General features: G+C 60.5%; 16 protein-coding genes. 4 read left to right on the top strand and 12 right to left on the bottom strand.

Annotated features, from left to right (window positions below):
- The first annotated feature begins 1,408 nt into the window (after positions 1-1,408).
- The 3 genes from VGH68_RS19835 (at position 1,409) to VGH68_RS19825 (ending at position 4,230) form a co-directional block, all read left to right on the top strand.
- Positions 1,409-2,086 (top strand): response regulator transcription factor, encoded by a 678-nt coding sequence (locus VGH68_RS19835; RefSeq protein ID WP_331605390.1) that lies wholly within the window; start codon positions 1,409-1,411, stop codon positions 2,084-2,086.
- Positions 2,087-2,105: 19 nt separating this feature from the next.
- Positions 2,106-3,497, top strand: a complete 1,392-nt coding sequence (locus VGH68_RS19830; protein WP_331605389.1) for a HAMP domain-containing sensor histidine kinase — start codon at positions 2,106-2,108, stop codon at positions 3,495-3,497.
- 196 nt (positions 3,498-3,693) lie between these two features.
- Complete coding sequence (locus VGH68_RS19825; RefSeq protein ID WP_331605388.1) at positions 3,694-4,230, top strand: winged helix-turn-helix domain-containing protein; 537 nt, start codon at positions 3,694-3,696, stop codon at positions 4,228-4,230.
- Between the two features lie 295 nt (positions 4,231-4,525).
- Here the strand turns inward: VGH68_RS19825 and VGH68_RS19820 are convergent, their stop codons facing one another.
- The 10 genes from VGH68_RS19820 to VGH68_RS19775 form a co-directional block, all read right to left on the bottom strand.
- On the bottom strand, positions 4,526-4,807 hold the full coding sequence (locus VGH68_RS19820) for a DUF4148 domain-containing protein (protein WP_331605386.1): 282 nt from the start codon (positions 4,805-4,807) through the stop codon (positions 4,526-4,528).
- 223 nt (positions 4,808-5,030) lie between these two features.
- Complete coding sequence (locus tag VGH68_RS19815) at positions 5,031-5,423, bottom strand: DUF4148 domain-containing protein (protein ID WP_331605385.1); 393 nt, start codon at positions 5,421-5,423, stop codon at positions 5,031-5,033.
- A 282-nt stretch (positions 5,424-5,705) separates the two neighbouring features.
- Complete coding sequence (locus VGH68_RS19810) at positions 5,706-6,632, bottom strand: LysR family transcriptional regulator (RefSeq protein ID WP_331605384.1); 927 nt, start codon at positions 6,630-6,632, stop codon at positions 5,706-5,708.
- Positions 6,633-6,830: 198 nt separating this feature from the next.
- Positions 6,831-7,103, bottom strand: coding sequence for a DUF4148 domain-containing protein (locus VGH68_RS19805; protein WP_331605383.1), 273 nt, complete (start codon positions 7,101-7,103; stop codon positions 6,831-6,833).
- A gap of 187 nt (positions 7,104-7,290) precedes the next feature.
- Positions 7,291-7,665, bottom strand: a complete 375-nt coding sequence (locus VGH68_RS19800; RefSeq protein ID WP_331605382.1) for a hypothetical protein — start codon at positions 7,663-7,665, stop codon at positions 7,291-7,293.
- A gap of 194 nt (positions 7,666-7,859) precedes the next feature.
- Entirely contained in the window at positions 7,860-8,294 is a 435-nt protein-coding gene (locus VGH68_RS19795) for a hypothetical protein (RefSeq protein ID WP_331605381.1), read from the bottom strand.
- Positions 8,295-8,438: 144 nt separating this feature from the next.
- A complete protein-coding gene (locus VGH68_RS19790) occupies positions 8,439-9,956 on the bottom strand; it encodes an efflux transporter outer membrane subunit (RefSeq protein WP_331605380.1) in 1,518 nt (505 codons plus the stop codon).
- The gene (locus tag VGH68_RS19785) at positions 9,953-11,230 is read right to left on the bottom strand and encodes an efflux RND transporter periplasmic adaptor subunit (protein WP_331605379.1); all 1,278 of its coding nucleotides are present in this window, start codon (positions 11,228-11,230) and stop codon (positions 9,953-9,955) included. The genes VGH68_RS19790 and VGH68_RS19785 overlap by 4 nt, the downstream gene beginning before the upstream one ends.
- On the bottom strand, positions 11,227-14,280 hold the full coding sequence (locus VGH68_RS19780) for an efflux RND transporter permease subunit (RefSeq protein WP_331605391.1): 3,054 nt from the start codon (positions 14,278-14,280) through the stop codon (positions 11,227-11,229). The genes VGH68_RS19785 and VGH68_RS19780 overlap by 4 nt, the downstream gene beginning before the upstream one ends.
- A 12-nt stretch (positions 14,281-14,292) precedes the next feature.
- The gene (locus tag VGH68_RS19775) at positions 14,293-14,496 is read right to left on the bottom strand and encodes a hypothetical protein (protein WP_331605378.1); all 204 of its coding nucleotides are present in this window, start codon (positions 14,494-14,496) and stop codon (positions 14,293-14,295) included.
- Positions 14,497-14,751: 255 nt separating this feature from the next.
- On the opposite strand from VGH68_RS19775, the gene VGH68_RS19770 reads away from it, so the two are divergent.
- Positions 14,752-15,930 carry a porin gene (locus tag VGH68_RS19770; protein WP_331605377.1) on the top strand — a complete coding sequence of 393 codons (1,179 nt, stop codon included), beginning with the start codon at positions 14,752-14,754 and terminating at the stop codon, positions 15,928-15,930.
- A 76-nt stretch (positions 15,931-16,006) separates the two neighbouring features.
- On the opposite strand, the gene VGH68_RS19765 is transcribed toward VGH68_RS19770, so the two are convergent.
- Together VGH68_RS19765 and VGH68_RS19760 are read right to left on the bottom strand one after the other, a co-directional pair.
- Positions 16,007-17,314 carry an Nramp family divalent metal transporter gene (locus VGH68_RS19765; protein ID WP_331605376.1) on the bottom strand — a complete coding sequence of 436 codons (1,308 nt, stop codon included), beginning with the start codon at positions 17,312-17,314 and terminating at the stop codon, positions 16,007-16,009.
- 77 nt (positions 17,315-17,391) lie between these two features.
- Positions 17,392-18,648 carry an oxalate decarboxylase family bicupin gene (locus VGH68_RS19760; RefSeq protein WP_331605375.1) on the bottom strand — a complete coding sequence of 419 codons (1,257 nt, stop codon included), beginning with the start codon at positions 18,646-18,648 and terminating at the stop codon, positions 17,392-17,394.
- Positions 18,649-18,833 lie beyond the last annotated feature (185 nt).

The raw sequence follows: 18,833 nt of genomic DNA, 5'->3' as shown, positions 1-18,833 counted from the left end.
AAGAGGTTAGCGTGCAACTGCAGCGGATCAGTCTGATCAACGTGCCGTTTCGTGCTAGTGGTCTGGGCGGTCTACCCCCGAAGAAAATGGTATCGTCAAAGGTGCGCGCATTCTTGGTTTTCTACGCCGACGTCGTGGTCGACATAGTCTGTTCCATAAGATTCGGGAAGCTTCGTGCGGGCCCCGGAACTCGTGGTTAGCGTCCGAAAGCTGAACCGACTATAGGTGCGGGCCGCTCGCCTCTGAAGTGCCGGACATCGAAATCACCTTTGCGCAAATGGGTACATTCCTGCTACCGCCCGGGCCCACCATAACGCGATAGCGCGATACACCTGCTATAGCCGTATCAACGCGACCGGCCGCAGAAGGATGGAACGTGAAGGACGTATCCAAACGTATAAGCGCGCTATGCCCAAGTAGAACCGCAGTGACCGTTCGTAGAATGGTTTTCCTGAAGTGGTCCGTCTATCTTGATTCCATGGACTTGCCTATTTCATGTGAATGTCAGCCAGTCCGACGTTGCGCGTAACCGGGTATATCTCGCTAACAACCCGTGCGACGACTATACGTTCGTGCCCTGGCTGATCAAGAACGTGTATCACCGGGCTGTTGACCCTGGCCGGATCTATTTCGAGTGAACGCAACGATGACCACGATCTCAAAGGATTTGCTCGCGCTGCGCCGAGATCCTCCGACGTCAGCGCAACTGCGGGAGATGGCCTCCAACGTCGTCGCCGTCGCTGTCGCATATCAACACGAGGAATGCTGAAATGAACACGTTCGAACAATGGCGCCGCCGCCCGATGGAGGTCCGTGTGCTGGATCGCTGCAATGAATGTGGCAAGTTGGAGGTTGACGTCCGGCAGCGCGAGAGCCTTTGGCCCAATATCACCGCCGTCTCGTGTGCGAAGTGTTTCGCCGAAATGACTGGGGAAGACAGCGGATCTACGTCCTGCTGGGAGCCATGATGACCGGAATGATCGTGACTGCGGGCCTGTCCGCATGGGGCATTCTTGTGCTGTTCGCCTGCGCACTGTGCCGCGCCGCGGGCGATGCTGATCGTCGGACGGAATGCAGGGCGTCGCAGAGCGCCAGCAGACGTCCGCTGTCGCGCGAGCCCAATCGTAGCCGGTAGCTCGAGTGTCCAGTCGGCCGTTTAAGCCGATCTCCTTAGTCGTTGTCCCACGTTTCAAAAAGTCAGGAACGTCCGCGCCTTCCGGTGGCTCCGGTGCGAAGCGTCCGGTTGTTATATTTTTTTTCATGGAAATGTTGCGGTTGCGCCCCCAGCTATGACGCTACGCTGACGTGCGAAAAACGCACTTGAAAACCATGCGGTCTGTCGCGTGCGGGTGCGACCTTTTAACGATCATCCCTTTTTTTCGGATCGGCCGGTGCCCGAAGCAGACCTATGTTGCGAGTGCTCACAATTGAAGATGACGATATCGCCGCCAACGAAATCGTCAATGAACTGACGCGACGCGGATACTCCGTCCGGCGCGTCAGCGATGGGCGCGAAGGCATGACTCACGCACTCAACGACGAATACGATGTCATCACCCTCGACCGCATGTTGCCCGGAGTCGATGGTCTGACGATATTGAAAACGATGCGCAGCATCGGCATTACCACGCCCGTCCTGATGGTGAGCGCGCTGGGCGATGTCGACGAGCGAGTGCGGGGGTTGCGCGCGGGCGGCGACGACTATCTGACGAAGCCGTTCGATCCGGAAGAAATGGTTGCGCGGCTGGAAGTGCTGCTGCGCCGACGCGCGACGCCGCCCGCGCAGTCGGAAACGACGCTGAGTGTCGGTCCCATCGAACTCGATCTCATCTCACGCAAGGTTACGCGCGATGGGCAGGAAATTCCTCTTCTGCCGACTGAGTATCGGGTGCTTGAGTACATGATGCGCCATGCTGGGCGAACGATCACCCGTACCATGCTGTTCGAGGCGGTGTGGAGCTATCACTTCGATCCCGGCACGAACCTGATCGACGTCCATATGGGGAGGCTGCGCAAAAAGATCGATCCGGCGGGCACACAGCCCATGATTCAGACAGTACGCGGCTCAGGCTATACCTTCGGCTAATCGATCATTCGCTAACCAGATGACCATTGCACCTCGCTCAAGCCAAGTGCGCCGCTGGCGTACGGCGAGCTTTCGACTCCTGTCTGCGTACGGGTTGATGTTCGCGATCACGGTCATGACGCTGCTTGCCGTGCTGTCGTTTGTCGTGACGAGAGAAATGGAGCGCCAGAACGATATCGTGATGAAGTGGCAGCTCGCCTATTTCGATTCACTGCCGCCTGACGGGGTAGCCGAAGCCGTTCAGCGCCGTATCGAGCGCGAGCGTATGCATGTGGACTACTATGGCCTGTTTACCGCGCAGGGCCAGCATGTTGCGGGCGACGTGGTGCGCCTGCCACGTGAAGTGCCGACCGACCGCCGTCCCGTCACGCTGCCTCACACGCTGCCTGTGGGCGAGGGCTTCAGCGCACCCGTGGTGCGCGCGATGGCGAATCGCACCTCCAACGGCGACATTCTGGTCGTGGCGCGCGACCTCACCCATATCATCCGGATCCGCGACGACATCGTGAAGACGCTGGTCATTGCCGGCGTGTTCTGCCTGATCGCCGGGATGACCGGTGGACTTGTGTTGAGCTTGCGGCAAGCGCGCCGCGTGCGAGACGTCCGGCGGGTCACGCAGCGGATCGCGCAAGGCGATATGCATCAACGGTTGCCCGTGGGCGGCCGGGATGAACTCGACATGCTCGCGCATCTTGTCAATCACATGCTCGATGAGGTCGAACGGCTGATGACCGAAGTCAAAGACGCGTGCGACGGCATTGCGCACGACCTTCGCACGCCACTTGCTCACGTGCGCACGCTGCTTGCCCACATCGACGAGCGCGCGCGGCCGCGTGGGGATTCCGTGCTTCTGGACATACTGTCGCGCGCGCGCACGGAAACGGATCAATTGCTCGAGCGCTTTCGTGCGATGCTGCGCATCTCGGAGATCGGCGCGTTGCAACGTCGCGGGGGATTTGCACAGATGCAACTCGAAGACCTGGTGCGCGATATCTGTGAACTGTATGAGCCGCTTGCCGAGACGCGCTCGATCGCATTGACGGTGCACACAGAACCCGTCAAGCGCGTTCACGGCGACCGCGCATTGCTGTTCGAAGCGTTGAGCAATCTTGTCGATAATGCGGTGAAATTCACGCCCGATAGCGGAGCAGTCACAATCGAACTGAGGCAAACGCCACGCGGTCCACAAGCGGTCGTGACCGACAACGGGCCCGGCATTCCCAGTACCGAACGCGGGGCCGTCATGCAGCGGTTTTACCGCGCTGAGCAAACCCGGCATCTTGCGGGATCGGGACTCGGTTTGAGTGTCGTATGCGCGATCATGAGGCTCCACGACTTCAGGCTGACCATTGAAGACGCCACCCCGGGCACCCGTATGACGGTCGAGTGCTGGCCGCATACACTCGTGTAGCCCGCCGTATCCTTATCCGCAACTAAACTCATCGATTCGAGCTGTTCGCATGCGCATTCTATTGGTGTCACCGGCCATTCCTGAAGCCGGCTGGTTACACAAGGCATTCCAGGAAAGCGCACATAGCCTGCAGCGTGCGGAGGACACGCGCGACGCGCTGTTCGTCGCGTCTCATGAGCCGTTCGACGCCGTCGTCGTGCTCGCTGCCGATCCAGCCGACCACGCAGCGATGCTCGCCGCCGTGCCGCTGTTCGCGAGTCTGCCGAATGGTGCCATCGTCGTGGCGATGGTGCGTTCAATCGCCACGCAGGATCGGATCAAGGTTCTGCGTGCCGGTGCCGACGCCTGTCTGTCGTACCCGTGGTCGTTCATCGAAATCCACGAGCGGATGCTGGCGTTGTATCGATCGTCATTGAAGCCAGCGAACCAAACGGGCACGGCGGCCGCACTCCTGACGCTCGACGCGGCAACGCGCGAACTCGCCGACGCGAATGTCCGTCTTCCGCTGACGAAGCGTGAGTTCCAGCTTCTCGAATGCCTGCTGCGCCAGCCGAACATGCCAGTGCCGCGGGATCAGTTAGTCCGGTATGCATGGTCAGAAAAAGAAGATGTCGATCCCGCAAGCGTCAATCTGGTGGTCTCGCGTCTGCGCAAGAAGCTGGCGCAAAGATTCCCGGATGTTCAGATCGAAACGGTGAGCCGCTTCGGTTATCGGATCTCTGGCTCCCGCTAGCCTGTCCGGCTGCCGTTGGCCCGCTGGTGCTGCAGAGGCGGGCGCGCGTTGTTCCATTGTCGGATAGCAGAATGCCCACGCAGGCGGGCATTCTGTCTCCGACGGCTCACGACCCGAAGTAGACGTTGCAAAAGCTCACAGGTCCAACGCAACCGCCAGGGTCCTGGGTGTTTTGCGCCGCGCAGCCCGACAGCAGCACGGTGACGACGAGTGCAAGGCGCGCTGCATGTCGGTATAGCGCGCGAGGCTGGCGAGACTTGTTTATCGCGTTCATGAAGGCTCCTTGCAGCGGCGCTTAGCCGCCGGCGTAGACAGTCGAATTCAGGTACGCGAGTTGTCCGTCCTTTTCGGCATGCACGAGTTCCTGATAGACCTGGGCACGCGTCTTGGGTTGAACGGCTTCATCATAGGGCGGCACCCACTGTCCCGGCTGAGTAGGCGCTGCGGCCTGTGCGACTTGCGGCGCAGGCGTGGCAGTGGCGCCCCCGGCGCCGAGATTGCTGGCGGTGCTCTGTGCAAATGCGGGAGCGCAGAGGATCAGACTAAATGCGGCCGCGGTCAAAGTGAGTTTACGCATCTTAACTTTCCATATTAAGCGAATGAATGACCGGTGCAGCTTTATTGCATCGGGCTGAAATCAGGATAGATCGGTGGGACTAGCGCTACGGCGGTACCAGCATGAAGAGATATTCATGCGTCGGTCATGTCTCGATGTTCATCAAGTTGCGGCGGTAATTCGTGCATCTGTCGCGGGCAGGCATTGCAGTTTCCTGCCAGCCTGACCCGTGTCGACAGCCCCGCTATTGCGTGACATTGGCTTGCGTCGACATGTTGGGTTGCATGGCGCTCACGCAGTCGGCTTCGTACTTCAGGTGCAGCTTGTGCTCGGCTTTTTCGAGGGGAGCCGGATAATCGGCATCGTCGCCGTTCGCCGGCTGATAGCCGACGGATTCCAATTCACTCAACTCGTTCATCAATTGCGCGTGAGTCACGGATCCTTTGAGCGGCGTGAAAGGGTAGTCTTGACACTGTTGAGGCGTCAGCTTACCGGCGGCGAACGCAGAAGTCGTGAGGGCAAGCAGTGCGGTGAAAACGAGGGTCTTGAAGGTGCGATACATAATGTTATCTCCAGTAAGAACGGGAACGCACACGCGGTGACGGCGGTGCGGCTCGGCGCCGACGGTGTGGAACACGAGACGGTCGCTGTGCAGGGTAAAGCGGCGGGACCTGCGGAACGGCCTTACGGAGGTGAAGTTTTTTTCAGACGACGTCGTGCGTGCGCACGGAAACCGGTAGACAGCCCGATGACTTTTTTCTCCGGGCGGATCGCTGCGGCGTTAGCGCGCCGCTCGTGTCGTTGGTTCAGGCGACAGGTACTCGCCGCCTCCGCTTCGCAACGCGGTGCATCGTCCGGCGAAGCGCTGACGGGCACCGGGTGTTCTCCCCGTTGCGCGCAACCCGTTGCGCAAGCTGGCTTAGGCCACCTCGCGTAGTGGGACGGACGAATTCATGGCGCGGAAGAAACCGACCGAGAACTCGATGAAGGTGCGCACTTTTGCAGTCAACTGAGTGCGGCCAGAGTAGACGATCGACACGGTGCGCCGGCCGTCGTTGAGAGGATACTGCTCGAGAACGTGCACTAGCGCGCCTCGTTCGAGATCGTGGCGGATGATTGGCATCGGCAGCAAGGCGATGCCCAGATGGTTGACAGCGGCTGCATGCGCCACCGCATGACTGGGTGTGCGCAGTGCATTGCGCAGCGCCTGGACGCGGTAGATTTTTTTGCCGTCCGTCAATTCCCATGTGCGGGCGGCGCCGTCGGAAACCATGACCATGCTGTGTGAGCCGAGTTCGGCAGGTTTGGCGGGTGCACCGCACCGGGCCAGATAGGTGCGCGACGCCACGAGCATTTCTTCGAACTGGGCGAGTTCCCGGCTCACCATCGACGAGTCGGGTTGACGCCGCATATCCGTGAACGCGACATCGAATCCGCCTTCGATCATATCGATGTGCGAGTCGAAAGAGGATACGTCGAAGTCGACGAGCGGCTGCGCCTGGTGATAGGCAGCGAGCAGCCCGCAAAGCTGCGATGCCGCGAACGTCGCGGCAGTGCCTATCCTCAACGTTCCGTGCGGGGAGCGCGTCGTCTTGATGAGACTCGACTCGACCTCGTCGAACGTGTCGATGATCCTCCGGCATCCCTTGAGATACTCGGCGCCCGCTTCCGTCAATGCGAGGCAACGGGTGGAACGGTTGATCAGACGCAAGTTCAGATGCGCCTCGAGCATGTTGATACTACGGGTCACGGCAGCGGCGGACATACCCAACTGACGCGCGGCGTGCGCGAAGCTGTTCAGCTCGACCACGCGCATGAAAACGCGCATTCCCTGAATCTGATCCATTTGAAAGGCTCCAGGTCGTCGATGCTTTGCATCATTACTTTCCTGTATTTCCCGAAATAGGCGTTGCGTCGGCAGCGCAGCGTGACACCACCGCACCGGCGGCGACGATCACAAGTTGCCGCCGAGCCGCGCGATGCGTCGCGGCGTCGACCGACCGGCCTCCATCATGGGCGTCGTCTCGTCGCAATCCGGATGGCTTTAGCCGTGCGAGTAGAGCTCACTGTTCAGGTATTGCTCCTGGCCGTCTTGCTCTGCCTGAATCAGTTCCTGATAGACCTCCGCACGCGTCTTGCCGGCCACCGGCTGGCCATACGGCGCCGACCATTGGCCGGCTTGCGCTGAGGGGGAGGGCGGGTTGACCGGCGCAGACATAATTCCGGCTGCGGAGTTCGCGGGCGCGGCGGTCTGCGCGAAGGCGGAGCCACAGAACGCGGCGCAGGCAAAGGCGAGGGGGATCAGCGGAAGTTTCATTTGACGTTCCCTTTAGAGGCAGAAGAGCTTGGCGACCGCGCGCCGATGTCAGCGCTTTTGCAACGGTCAGAGCCCAGTGTAAGCAGCGGTCGGTAGCGGTTCGGCCGCACGACTGTGAAATCTTTTTCATCGAGCGCTGTGCGCGGAGCGTTTTCGATGCTGCCCGGGCTCACAGCAGACGCGTCGCTCAGTTCGGCATGCCGTTGGTTTCCAGCGATGCCTGCACGTGCATCGTCAACGCATCGATCAATCTGATGAGGCTTTCCTTCGGCACGGCAAAGCCGGTCCAGTTGAAGCCCGTATGCCGGAAGAATACGACCGCGCCTTCAAACAGCGGATGCTTTTCGGTGTACCAGCACGGATCGACTTCGACCACGTAGCGATGCTGTAACAACACTTCCCTGGACACCTCGGGGCGCATCCGGGCGCGCAACAGCGCAAGGTGCGCGATCAACGCGTCGAGGTCGGGTACGTCGAGCAGCGCGGCGCTACCGCCGATCGTTACCCGCAGCGCTTGATCGCCGTATTCGTTGACAAGTTCCACTTGCATTTGATGAGGCATATCGACTCCTGCGACTGGCTAACCGGCAGAAGTATGCGCGTCGAGCGCTTGCGATAAGTGGAAGAGCAATTCGAAAACGATGAAACTTCTTTCACTGAAGCCGCGCGATGGAGCCGAAAAAACGTTTATCCGTTTCACTCGGGTTCGATACACGCCGCGGGCAGCTGGATAACAAGACTTGCGTACGATGGCGATCACGGAAGCCACACATCCACCGTGATCGCCCACCTGGCCTGCGGGTGCCATTGCATTTCGGGCACGCCGTTGGCCGCGACACAGATGCTGACGCCCGAGATGTCTTCCGCAATCGAAAATTCGTCGTGCGTCACTGCACCGGCCCATTCGCCGTTCTGATAGCGCCTGTGCGCGATGCAGTAGGAGCTCCAGCAGGGCGGCGTGCGAGTGACGGGGGTGGCTGGCGGATCTTGGAACGATGCGAACCGGCCCGCGAGCGTCCGGCTTAGCGGGCCTGGGCCGCTCGGGTTGGCAGGGCTATTCGCGTTGGTCCGGCCTTCGGGCGGCCGGTCCGGGTTGCCGGACGAAGCTGCATCGACAGTGGCGGTCACGCCGAGGGGGGCCGCGGATGCGGCAGCGCCTACCAGACCCTGACGTCCAGACGGATCAGTCATCTTGATTCCTTTACGGGTGATCGAAGCGGGTTCGATATGTCCATTCGAGTTGCCGCGTAGTGTGCATAGGTAATCGGGAGGCTCGAAGTCCAGGGCTCGAGCGGGCGGCTTTTAAGGACCCGTCAAGCCGCTCACGTCACATCCTCAATTCGGTTCGCGAACATCACCTGGCGCGTGGTGAAACGCAACCGGATCGAACGCGATCGTCTGCTTCGAGGTCGGCAGATCCGCCGTGCTCCAGCCGCCGCCCACCGCGCCGATCAGCCCTGCAGCTGCTTGTAGTTGGCGGGTCTGCACCTGCACTGTTGCCAGCTCCGCGCTTAGCGCGGCGACTTGTGCAACCGTCACACTGAGGTAGTTGTCCAGACCGTTGGTATAGAGGCGCAGTGCGAGGTCCTGCACCGTGAGCGCTGCCTTGAGCGCATCTTGCTGCTGGGTGTTCTCCGAGACGAGACTGTTCGTCAGCAAGAGCTGGTCCTCGACCTCGCGAAACGCCTGTAGCACAGTCGCGCGGTAATTGTCTGCGGCCTGCGTGAACGCCGACTTGCTCTGCTGTTCCTCCGCTCTGCGCAGGCCGCCTTCGAACAGCGGCAGCGCAGCCGATGCGCCGATCGACCAGAGGCTGTTGGGCAGGGAAGCGAGCCCGCCGAACGCGTCGTCCTCGAATCCCGCATTGGCGCTCAGCTGTATGTTCGGATAGAACGCCGCGCGCGCCACGCCGATCGCGGCATTTTCCGCCGCCATCTGTCGCTCGGATTGTGCGATATCGGGGCGCCGTTGCAGCAGCGCGGAGGGGACGCCCGCCGGAACCTTGGGAATCGCCAGGGATGACAGTCCTTCGGCGGCCAAGCTGAAGGTTGACGGGTTTTCGCCTGCCAGCACCGCGATCGCGTGTTCGAGTACACCGCGCTGCGCCTGGATATCGGTATCGGCCGCCTGTGCAGAGGAAAGCTGGTTCTGAGCCCGCTCGACGTCCAGACCTGCCGCAATCTTCCCCGCAAAGCGCAGCTTCGTGATCTTTAGCGCTTCGCTGTAATAGGCGAGCGTTTTCGTGTAGACCGCATGCTCCGAGTCGAGCCCCCGCAGCGCCATATAGTCGTTGGCCAGTTCGATTTCGAGGCTCAACCGTGCTGACGCAACCATCGCCGCAGTGGCTTGGGCATTGAACTTCGCATAATTGGTCCGATTCCGAATCTCGCCCCAGAAATCTGGTTCCCACGACAGGGCCGCCCCATAGCCGAGCGAACCTTCCTCACTCGGCCCGGCGCCGGCGGCTCGGAACAGTCGGTGCTCGGATTGACGGTTCTTCGATCCATCCGCCTGAGCACTCAACTGCGGAAACAATTGCGAGCGGGCCTCGCCCACGATATCGCGCGCCTGGGTGTAGGTTTCCTCCGACGCCTGAAGATTGGGGTTGGTGGCATTCAGGCTCGCTTCCAGGCGATTGAGTTGTTCGTCGCCGAACATGTTCCACCAGTCACCCGGCGCGAGCTGCGCTTCGGGATTCGCGAGCGCGAAGGGCCCCGTTCCTTTGTAACTGGCGGGCAGCACCATCTGCGGCGGCGTATAAGGCGGCGCGAGGCTGCATCCGGCAAGCGAACCGAACAGCACCAGAATCGTGGCGACGGCAGGACGGCAACGAGGATTGATATAACGCATCATTTGGGCTCGCTCGTCGCAGCTGCGATGTTGCCGTGCTGATTCTCCGTTGAATGCGCCGGCTCCGATGCGGCGGTTCGGACCTCCGCTTGCGGCGCGACGCCCGGTACGCCGGTTACGATTTGCACTTTCTCGCCGTCGAGCGTGCCCGCAGAAGGATTGGTGATGAAGCGGTCGGTGCGTTTCAGGCCAGAGAGCACTTGAACGTTCTGGCCCAGATTGAGCCCGAGCGTGACGTTTTGCAGGTGCACCGTGTTATCCGAACCGATGAGCGCCAGCTGCATGCCCTGGTCGCGGAACAGCAGCGCCTGTTCGGGCACGACGAGCACATTCTGGTTGCTGGGAACAACAAACCGAACCGTCGCATAGGTGCCGGGCCAGATCAGATGGTCCGGATTGTCAGCCACCAATTCCGTGATGACGGTTCGCGTCTGCGGGTTGAACGCGTTCGCGGTCGTCAGGAGCGTCGCCTTGAACTGGCGGCCCGGGTACTGAGGCAGCGTGAAGGTCGCCTCGAGGTCCGGCTTCAGCATGTCTGCATAGTCCTGCGGCACGGAAACGAAGAGCCGCATCTTGTGTATATCCGCTACCGAGAACAGCTCATCCGCGGTCCCACGAGAACTGACGTCACCGCCCGCTGCGTTCACAAAGTTGCCTACGTCGGTGTCGCGCGAGGTGACGACGCCGTCGAAAGGCGCCACGATATTCTTGAACCCCTCCAGCGCGTGATAGCGGGCGAGGTCATGCTGGGCTGCCAGCACTTGAGCCTTCTTCGCCGCGGCATCCGCGACTTTAACGTCCACCTCCTCCTGCGCGACGGCTTCCGTGCCCGCAAGTGCCCGCCAGCGCTGCGCGGTCACATCGGCAAGCGTGCCGTTGGTTTTCGCGACGTCGAGATTGGCGACCGCCGTCTGGTACTGCTCGTCGACCGCCGGCGCGTCAATCGTGGCGAGTAACGTGCCTGCCTTGACGAACGCGCCGTAGTCCACGTACCACTTGTGCACGTAGCCGGTAACCTGCGCATAGATGGGGGCGGTGTACCAGGCCTTGATGTTGCCCGGCAGCGTGACCGTTCGCGTAGCAGGCCCTGAGATAGGCGTCATCACCTGAACCTGCGGTACGGACTCTTCGTCGGCGACCGATTCGAGATCGGTGACATTGTCGTGGCGTTCGACGATGCCGTAGACAACGAGGCCGGCAAGGACAAGGCCGGCGACTGCGGCGAACCATTTGGGTCGGATTCGGCTCGGGGCCGCGACTTCGCGATTGACGTTCATAGATGGAACTCCGTGGCTTTTTTGTCGTTGCGATGCATCATCGCGAACACGCAGGGAACAAAGAGCAAAGTTGCAAACGTCGCGACGAGAAGTCCACCAATGACCGCGCGTCCGAGCGGTGCGTTTTGAGTATTGCTCATGGACATCGGGAGCATCCCGATGATCATCGCGAGGGCGGTCATCAAAACCGGGCGAATACGCGCGTATCCGGCTTCGATGGCCGCGGCGATTGCATCACCGTGTTGCGCGAGGCGCTCACGGGCATACGACACGACAAGGATCGAGTTGGCCGTCGCCGTGCCCATGCACATGATTGCGCCCGTGAGCGCAGGCACTGAACCGTTCGTATGTGTGAGGAAGAGGCTCCAGACAATGCCGGCAAGCGCCCCCGGTAATGCGGTGATGATGATGAATGGGTCGAGCCATGACTGGAAATTGACGACGATTACGAGATAAACCAGCAGTACGGAAAGCGCCAGGCCCCCCAGAAGTTGTACGTATGCGCTGTTCATCGTCGCAGCCTGGCCGCGCAGATGCACGCTCGCGCCTTGCGGCACCTGCGAATTCATTTCCTTCACGACGTTTTCGACCTGATCGTAGACAGCGCCGAGGTCGCGCCCCTGGTTGCTGACGTAGATATCGATCGAGGGCACGATGCCGTAGTGAGACACCAGCAGAGGCGTGCCCGTTTGCGTTATGGTGCCGAGTGCACCCAGCAACTGCGACGGCTCTCCAGCTGGATTGCCGTTGCCTGGATTGATCGGAATCGTCTCCAGGTCGTTCATCGACGTGAGTTGGTCTTGCGGCGTCTGCATGTCGACAAGGTGCGAGACCCCGTTGGTCGTGTCGAGCCAGTACGTCGGCGCCGTCTGCCCGCTGCCGGACAGCGTCGCGAGCGCGTTATTCGCGATGTTGGCTTCGGTCAGGTTCATACCGGAGGCTAGCGAACGGTCCGCGGCAATCCTCAGCGTCGGTTCGTTGAACGCCTGTTGAATGTGCACGTCGGCGCTGCCCGGAATCTTGCCGATGCGTGCAGCCAGCACCTGGGCAAAGGCCATGGTCTGCGCTTGTTGGCGACCCGAGATCTGCACATCGATTGGCGCGGGCAGGCCGAAGTTCAGGATCTTGGCCGTGATGTCGCCGGGCAGGAAGCTAAACACCGTGCCGGGAAACAGCGCTGGCAGCTCGCGGCGCAGCTTGGACCGGTAGTCGTCCACCGGCGACTGTCCGTTCTTCAGACTGATCGTGATGTCGCAGTCTTGCGGACCGATCGTGCCGTCGGAGGTATAGGCCAGGTTGAGGCTGCTGGAGGGTAGGCCGCAGTTATCGACCAGATTGGCGACGTCGCCTGGCAGAATCTTGCGGATCTGGCCATTGACGAGCACGGCGATCTTCGATGCATCTTCAAGCCGCGTACCGATCGGCGCGCGCATATGCAAATCGAGTTCGCCCGATTTGATACCTGGGAAAAAGTCTCGGCCGAGGAAAGCGACCAGACTCATCGACGCGAGCGCAAAGGCAACGAAGCCTATGATGAAGCGCTTGCGATGAATCACCGCAGCGGTCAGGACGTCCCGGTATTGATCGCGAAAGTGCAGAAAGCCGTGCTCGAAGCGTCGCTGAAACCGAGTGAAAAAGCCAGTACTGCCTTTGTGCTCATGGCCGTGAGCTTTGACCTGGCCGCGCAGCAGCCAAGCGGCCATCGTCGGCACCAGCGTGCGCGAGAGGATGAAAGAAGCGAGCATCGCAAAGATGATGGCTTCGGCAAGCGGACGGAACAGATACCCGGAGATGCCGTCCAGCTGGAACAACGGCAGCCAGACAATACAGATGCACAGCGTCGCGACGAGCGTTGGCACAACGATCTGGTTTGCCGCCGCAATGATTCCCTGCTCCAGACCGGCGCCCCCTTCGAGATGCGAATCGATGTTTTCGATCATGACGGTCGCGTCGTCGACCAGAATACCGACCGCGAGCGCCAATCCGCCCAGCGTCATGACATTGATCGTCTGCCCGGTGTAGTGCAGTACCAGGATCGAAGACAGGATCGCGAGCGGAATCGATGTCGCGACGATCAACGTGGACCGCCAACTGCCGAGAAACAGCAGCACAGTCAGTCCTGTCAAGATCGCTGCGGTGATCATCTCCTGAACCACCTCTTCCACCGAATCGCGCACGAACCCCGACGCATCGTTGAGCGGCGTGATCTTCACGCCCGGTGGCAGCGTCCGAATAATGCCGGGCAGCGCCTGCTTGATGCCTGCCACCACCGCGAGGGTTGAAGCGTCGCCGCTCTTGAAAATCTGGATCAGCACCGACTGCTTGCCTTTCACCAGGACCGCGTTCGTCTGCGGTGGCGCCCCGCGATGCACGTACGCGACGTCGCGAAGATAGACCGTGGCGCCGTTTACCGTCTTGATCGGCATGTCGTTGAACGTGGGCACCTTAAGAGGCGTCGAATTCGTTTCAACCATGAAGTCGAGCCCGCCGATCTTCTGGTCGCCCGCAGGAAGCACCACGTTCTGCGCGCTAAGCGCCGCCGCTACATCTGCGGCCGAGAGGCCGTGCGCCAGCAGCTTCGCCTGATCCAGATCGATCTGGACGTTCAATGAAGCGCCGCCATACGGATTGGGAATCGAGACACCCGGCACGGCCACCAGTTGCGGGCGGACCAGGTTAGACGCCATGTCGTACACCTGCGCAGCCGTCATGTTCGGCGCGGACACTTGCAGGTCCAGCACCGGGACCGAAGACGCGTTGTACACCAGCACTTGAGGCGGCGTGATGCCCGCTGGCATTTGCTTCAGCACGGTCTGAGAGATCGATGCAACCTGGGCTTGGGCGGCGGCGACGTCGGTGCCAGGTTGAAAGAAGATCTTCACGATGCCGGCACCGTACAGCGACTCGCTCTCGATATGCTCGATGTTGGCCACCGTCGCGGTCAACGCGCGCTCGTAGTAATAGACCACGCGGCCGGACATATCCTGCGGGGACAGCCCGTTGTAGTTCCACACGACCGCGATCACCGGGATGCGGATGGCGGGAAAGATGTCCGTCTGCGTCTACAATACGGCCATCGCGCCGAACAGGATAACGAGGATGGTCATCACCACGAAGGTGAGGGGGCGGCGCAAGGCAACCAGGACAATGGCGTTCATGTAAAGGTGTCTGTCTCGATTGAGCATTGCGTCGGCGCCCTGAGCCTGCGGGAACCGACGAGGTGTGTAAACAGAGGCGATGATCGCGGGAGTGGCATAAGCAAACATGGCCACTCACATTAAGGTTTGTTTAGTTAGCGTTCGCCGGGTGCCGTTGAATTGCATCAGACGCTAAACTGGCGTCCGCCACTGGTCCTCGATCGATTGCTGGATATTTGTGACACTTTGTTTAGCTTTCTGAAACCGTGTCTTTCACTACTTCGAATTCCGGCGCAGCGTCGAAAATCTATACTCCGCACGCTGTTGCATTGGCGATCGCGAATCGCCTGTTCGGGAACGACTTACGTCATCGGGGAATTTGAAATGAAGTTGAAGGATCTGGCGATTGCGTCAACCATGCTTTTGACTGGGGTGGCACATGCGCAAAGCAGCGTGACGCTTTACGGCACCATCGACACGAGCATGGTCTATGCGAACAATGTGAAAACTAGCGCCGGCCAGGGTGCCAGCCAATTCATGCTGACCTCTGGCAGCCTCAGTACCTCACGGTGGGGCTTGCGCGGCAATGAGAATCTCGGCGGCGGTCTGCATGCGGTGTTCGACCTGGAGAACGGCTTCACGCTGAACAATGGAGCGCTCAAGAATTCAACAGGCGCGCAAACGGATCTGTTTGGCCGCCAAGCGTGGGTTGGACTCAGTTCCGACCAGTACGGGGCGCTTACGCTGGGCCGTCAATACGATTTCATCGTCGACTATGTCGCACCGAATAGCGGGACGGGATCGGGTTTTGGCGGCAATCTTGCCTCACACCCATACGATAACGACAACTTGGACAACGACTTGCGTCTGAACAATTCGGTCAAGTTCAGCAGCATCTCGTACGGCGGCTTCAAGGCCGGCGCAATGTATGCATTCTCCAACATGGCGGGCGCAGGCGGGGACAACAACGCATACAGTTTGGGCGCCAGCTATTCCAACGGTCCCATCAATATTGGAGCCGCGTATCTTCAACTCGACCGTAACGCGGCATTGCCGAACGCGGCAGGCGCATCGAGCATAAACGACGGCGACCAGTTGACGGGGGGTGGCGACCAACGAATCTGGGGCGCCAGTGCTCAGTACAGGTTCGGTGAGAAGTCTTCCGTCGGCGTCGTATACACCCATTCCGTTACGTACAACATCAACTCGCTTTTCGTCGACACCAACACCATCTCGGGCCAGTCGATGAAATTCGACAACTTCGAGATCAACGGCCGCTATTTCGTACGGCCCGATTTCAGCCTCGGTGCGTCGTACACGTACACCATGGGTGCATTTTCGGGCGGATCAACCGGACAGGCCGCCGACCCGCATTGGAACAACTTTGTGGCTCAGGCCGACTACCAGTTTTCGGCTCGCACCGACGTGTACGCGCAAGCGGTCTATCAGCTCGTCGGCGGCGGCAATGGCAACGCTATATTCAACGCTGGTGTCTACGGCATGACGCAGTCTTCGACCAACAAGCAGTTTGTCACGGCGATCGGCTTGCGTCACCGGTTCTAAATGCTGATTCAGAACTGTAACGGGTAGCCGATCCACGCCTATTGAAGGACGCCGCCAGGCGTCCTTCGAGTTCCGGTTAAGACACCGTCTGCCAGATCAGCACGACATTGAGCAGCACGATCAGGACCGTCGCGGCGACCGCGGCCAATACGGTCTTCTTGCCGGCGACAAAATCGCCCATCACACTCCGGCGCGACGACACCACGACGAGCGCAACCAGCGGCAGTGGCAAGATGAGGCTCAACACCACCTGACTACCGATCATCGCGTCCATCACATTGCCGTTCAGACCGACGACGAAGGCCGGCACTGCAGTAATCAGGCGCCGTACCCAGATCGGAATTCTGAAGCCGACGAAGCCCTGCATGATCACCTGACCGGCCATGGTTCCCACCGCTGAACTCGAAATGCCGGACGCCAGCAACGAGACCAGAAAAACGGTCGCGGCGCCCACACCCAGCACGGGGATCAGCGTGTGATAGGCGACGCTGACGTCGGCCACGCCCGAGCCGGATTTGCCGAACACGGACGCCGACATCATCACCATCGCCAGATTCACGCACGCCGCGAAGCCGAGCGCAATCACGACTTCCTTGTTTGAAAAGCATAGCAGCCGCCGACGTTCGCCGTCGTCACGCGCAAGCGTGCGGGTCTGCGTCAATCCGGAATGAAGATACAGTGTGTGTGGCATGATTGTCGCGCCGATGATCCCCACCGCGAGCGTCACGGCCGACGCACCGTGCAGATGTGGGACAACGGTACCCAACAGTGCCGCATGCCAGTCCGGCGGCGCGATCACGAGTTCGTACAGATAGCTGAGACCGATCACCGCGACGAGCCCCGCAATCACCAGTTCAAGCGGACGAAAGCCGCGTTTGTCGAGCGACAGGATCGCAAAGGTCACAACGGCGGTCACGCCCATGCCGACCAGGAGCGAGACGTGAAACAGCAACGAGATGCCTAATGCCCCGCCGAGGAATTCGGCGATATCCGTGGCAACGGCAGCCAGTTCAGATGCGATCCACATGGCGATGACGACGGACGGCGAAAACTGCTCACGGCAAAGCTGCGCAAGATTGCGGCCTGTGACGATGCCGAGTTTCGCGGACATCGCCTGGAACAGCATTGCCACCACGTTTGCAATCAGCACCACCCAAAGCAATTGATAGCCATACGTCGAGCCGGCTTGCAGGTTCGCGGCAAAGTTGCCCGGGTCCATATAGCCGACCGACGCGATCACCGCCGGCCCGACGAACGGTAGCAATGCCCGCAGGCCTTTGCGGCGTCCGTCGAGTGACGCGCGCACCGCAAGCTCCGTCTGCAGCGTCGCGCTGCCAGTCGGCCCGACGTCAGGTGGGATCGACTTGAAAAGTGATGACGGCATGTCTGTTGGAGACTTTTTTAAATGAGGCAGGCGGTTGGCGAGCACGTCGCGGACGCGCCGCGCCCGCGACCGTCGTATCAGATCGGCAGGATGTCCGGGCGATTGTTCGGGAAGCGCGCGAGGTCTTCACGACTGATGTTCAGCGTGTCCATGATCATCTGCGGCGGCGTGTGCGTCATCCAGTCTGACAGCGAGACTTCCGCGAAGTGGTCGGTCTTGAAGACTTCAACCATGACCAGGTCGGTGTCGCCGGTATTCTCGACGTAGTGTCCAAGGCTCTTCTTCACGTAGCCGATGTCGCCTGCACGAAAGTCGGCGGTCGCGGCTTTCGGGCCCGTGTCGAATACTGTCATCCGGCCTTGACCCTTGATGTAGTACTGCCACTCGTCCGCGTTCGGATGCCAGTGCAACTCGCGGATACCGCCCGGCTTGACCGTGACCAGCGCAGCGGCGATGTTTGCCGATGCCTTGAAGTTACGGCTGTCGGCGATCTGCACCGTCCCGCCTTTGGTTTGTTTGAGCGGCGGCAAATCGGCGAGCGAGAAGATGAACGGATGCATCGGCGCGCCCAGAGGACTCGCCACTGCGCGTTGGGCGGCCTCGAGCGAGCCGGGGTCGTTGCCCTGGAAGATCCACAGATTGTCGAGAGGGATATTCTTGAATACGTCGGCCGGCACGTTGAAGTTACGGGCGAGCACCTCGGGCGGCGTGTGTGCAATCCAGTCCGTTATCAGGAGTGTGTTGAATTCGGATGCGCGGCCGTTGTCGAACGCGAGGACGAATTCAGCGCCACTGGGACCCAGGCCTTGCAACGAGTGCGGCAGGCCCGGGGGGAAATACCAGAGGTCGCCGGTTTTTACGTCGGCTACCTGAGGACGGCCCTGTTCGTCCAAGGTCGTGATCCGGCATTTTCCGTCCACCATGATGGCCCACTCGGCCTGCTGGTGCCAGTGCATCTCACGGATGCCATTGGCCGACAGACGCATATTTACGCCCGAAATGTCCTCCGAAATCGCGAAGTCATCCTGCGTCACTTCACGCGCCCAGCCGCCGCTCTGATAACGCTTGTGCGCATTGTTGAACGAGGCCCAGAAGAGCGGCATGCCGTTGACGTCGGTTGCTGGCGGATTCTGGAATGACGGAAACTGGTTCGCGATCGCCGGATTCTGCGGGCCCGGATCGCTCAGACTGGTCGGGCGGTTAGCGTTTATCCGGCCTTCGGGCGGCCGGTCCGGGTTGCCGAACGAGGCGGCTTTGGCCGTGGCCGCCACGCCAAGGGCCGCAGCGGAAGCAGCAGCGCCGACCAGAACTTTGCGTCTAGACAGATCAGTCATCGTAATTGCCTTATATGAAGCGTTAATGCAGCTTGATTCGGGGCTGCTTCATGCGGTGTGGGTACGTGTCATCAAATCGGGTTGAGCGAGGCGGTCAATCGAAATACCAGATCGAAAATGATCTGATGCCTGGTTGTTTTGCTGCCGTCTCATACGTCTGGCCGGCATACCTCGATCGAAACCGA

The sequence above is a fragment of the Paraburkholderia sp. genome (genome assembly GCF_036488505.1).
Lineage (GTDB): Bacteria > Pseudomonadota > Gammaproteobacteria > Burkholderiales > Burkholderiaceae > Paraburkholderia.
This window is presented reverse-complemented; position numbering and strand designations above follow the sequence as displayed.

Coding starts and splice junctions, on each gene's coding strand:
- VGH68_RS19835 (WP_331605390.1), top strand. CDS start 1,409: ATGTTGCGAGTGCTCACAATTGAAGATGACGATATCGCCGCCAACGAA.
- VGH68_RS19830 (WP_331605389.1), top strand. CDS start 2,106: ATGACCATTGCACCTCGCTCAAGCCAAGTGCGCCGCTGGCGTACGGCG.
- VGH68_RS19820 (WP_331605386.1), bottom strand. CDS start 4,807: ATGCGTAAACTCACTTTGACCGCGGCCGCATTTAGTCTGATCCTCTGC.
- VGH68_RS19810 (WP_331605384.1), bottom strand. CDS start 6,632: ATGGATCAGATTCAGGGAATGCGCGTTTTCATGCGCGTGGTCGAGCTG.
- VGH68_RS19805 (WP_331605383.1), bottom strand. CDS start 7,103: ATGAAACTTCCGCTGATCCCCCTCGCCTTTGCCTGCGCCGCGTTCTGT.
- VGH68_RS19800 (WP_331605382.1), bottom strand. CDS start 7,665: ATGCCTCATCAAATGCAAGTGGAACTTGTCAACGAATACGGCGATCAA.
- VGH68_RS19795 (WP_331605381.1), bottom strand. CDS start 8,294: ATGACTGATCCGTCTGGACGTCAGGGTCTGGTAGGCGCTGCCGCATCC.
- VGH68_RS19790 (WP_331605380.1), bottom strand. CDS start 9,956: ATGATGCGTTATATCAATCCTCGTTGCCGTCCTGCCGTCGCCACGATT.
- VGH68_RS19785 (WP_331605379.1), bottom strand. CDS start 11,230: ATGAACGTCAATCGCGAAGTCGCGGCCCCGAGCCGAATCCGACCCAAA.
- VGH68_RS19775 (WP_331605378.1), bottom strand. CDS start 14,496: ATGTTTGCTTATGCCACTCCCGCGATCATCGCCTCTGTTTACACACCT.
- VGH68_RS19770 (WP_331605377.1), top strand. CDS start 14,752: ATGAAGTTGAAGGATCTGGCGATTGCGTCAACCATGCTTTTGACTGGG.
- VGH68_RS19765 (WP_331605376.1), bottom strand. CDS start 17,314: ATGCCGTCATCACTTTTCAAGTCGATCCCACCTGACGTCGGGCCGACT.
- VGH68_RS19760 (WP_331605375.1), bottom strand. CDS start 18,648: ATGACTGATCTGTCTAGACGCAAAGTTCTGGTCGGCGCTGCTGCTTCC.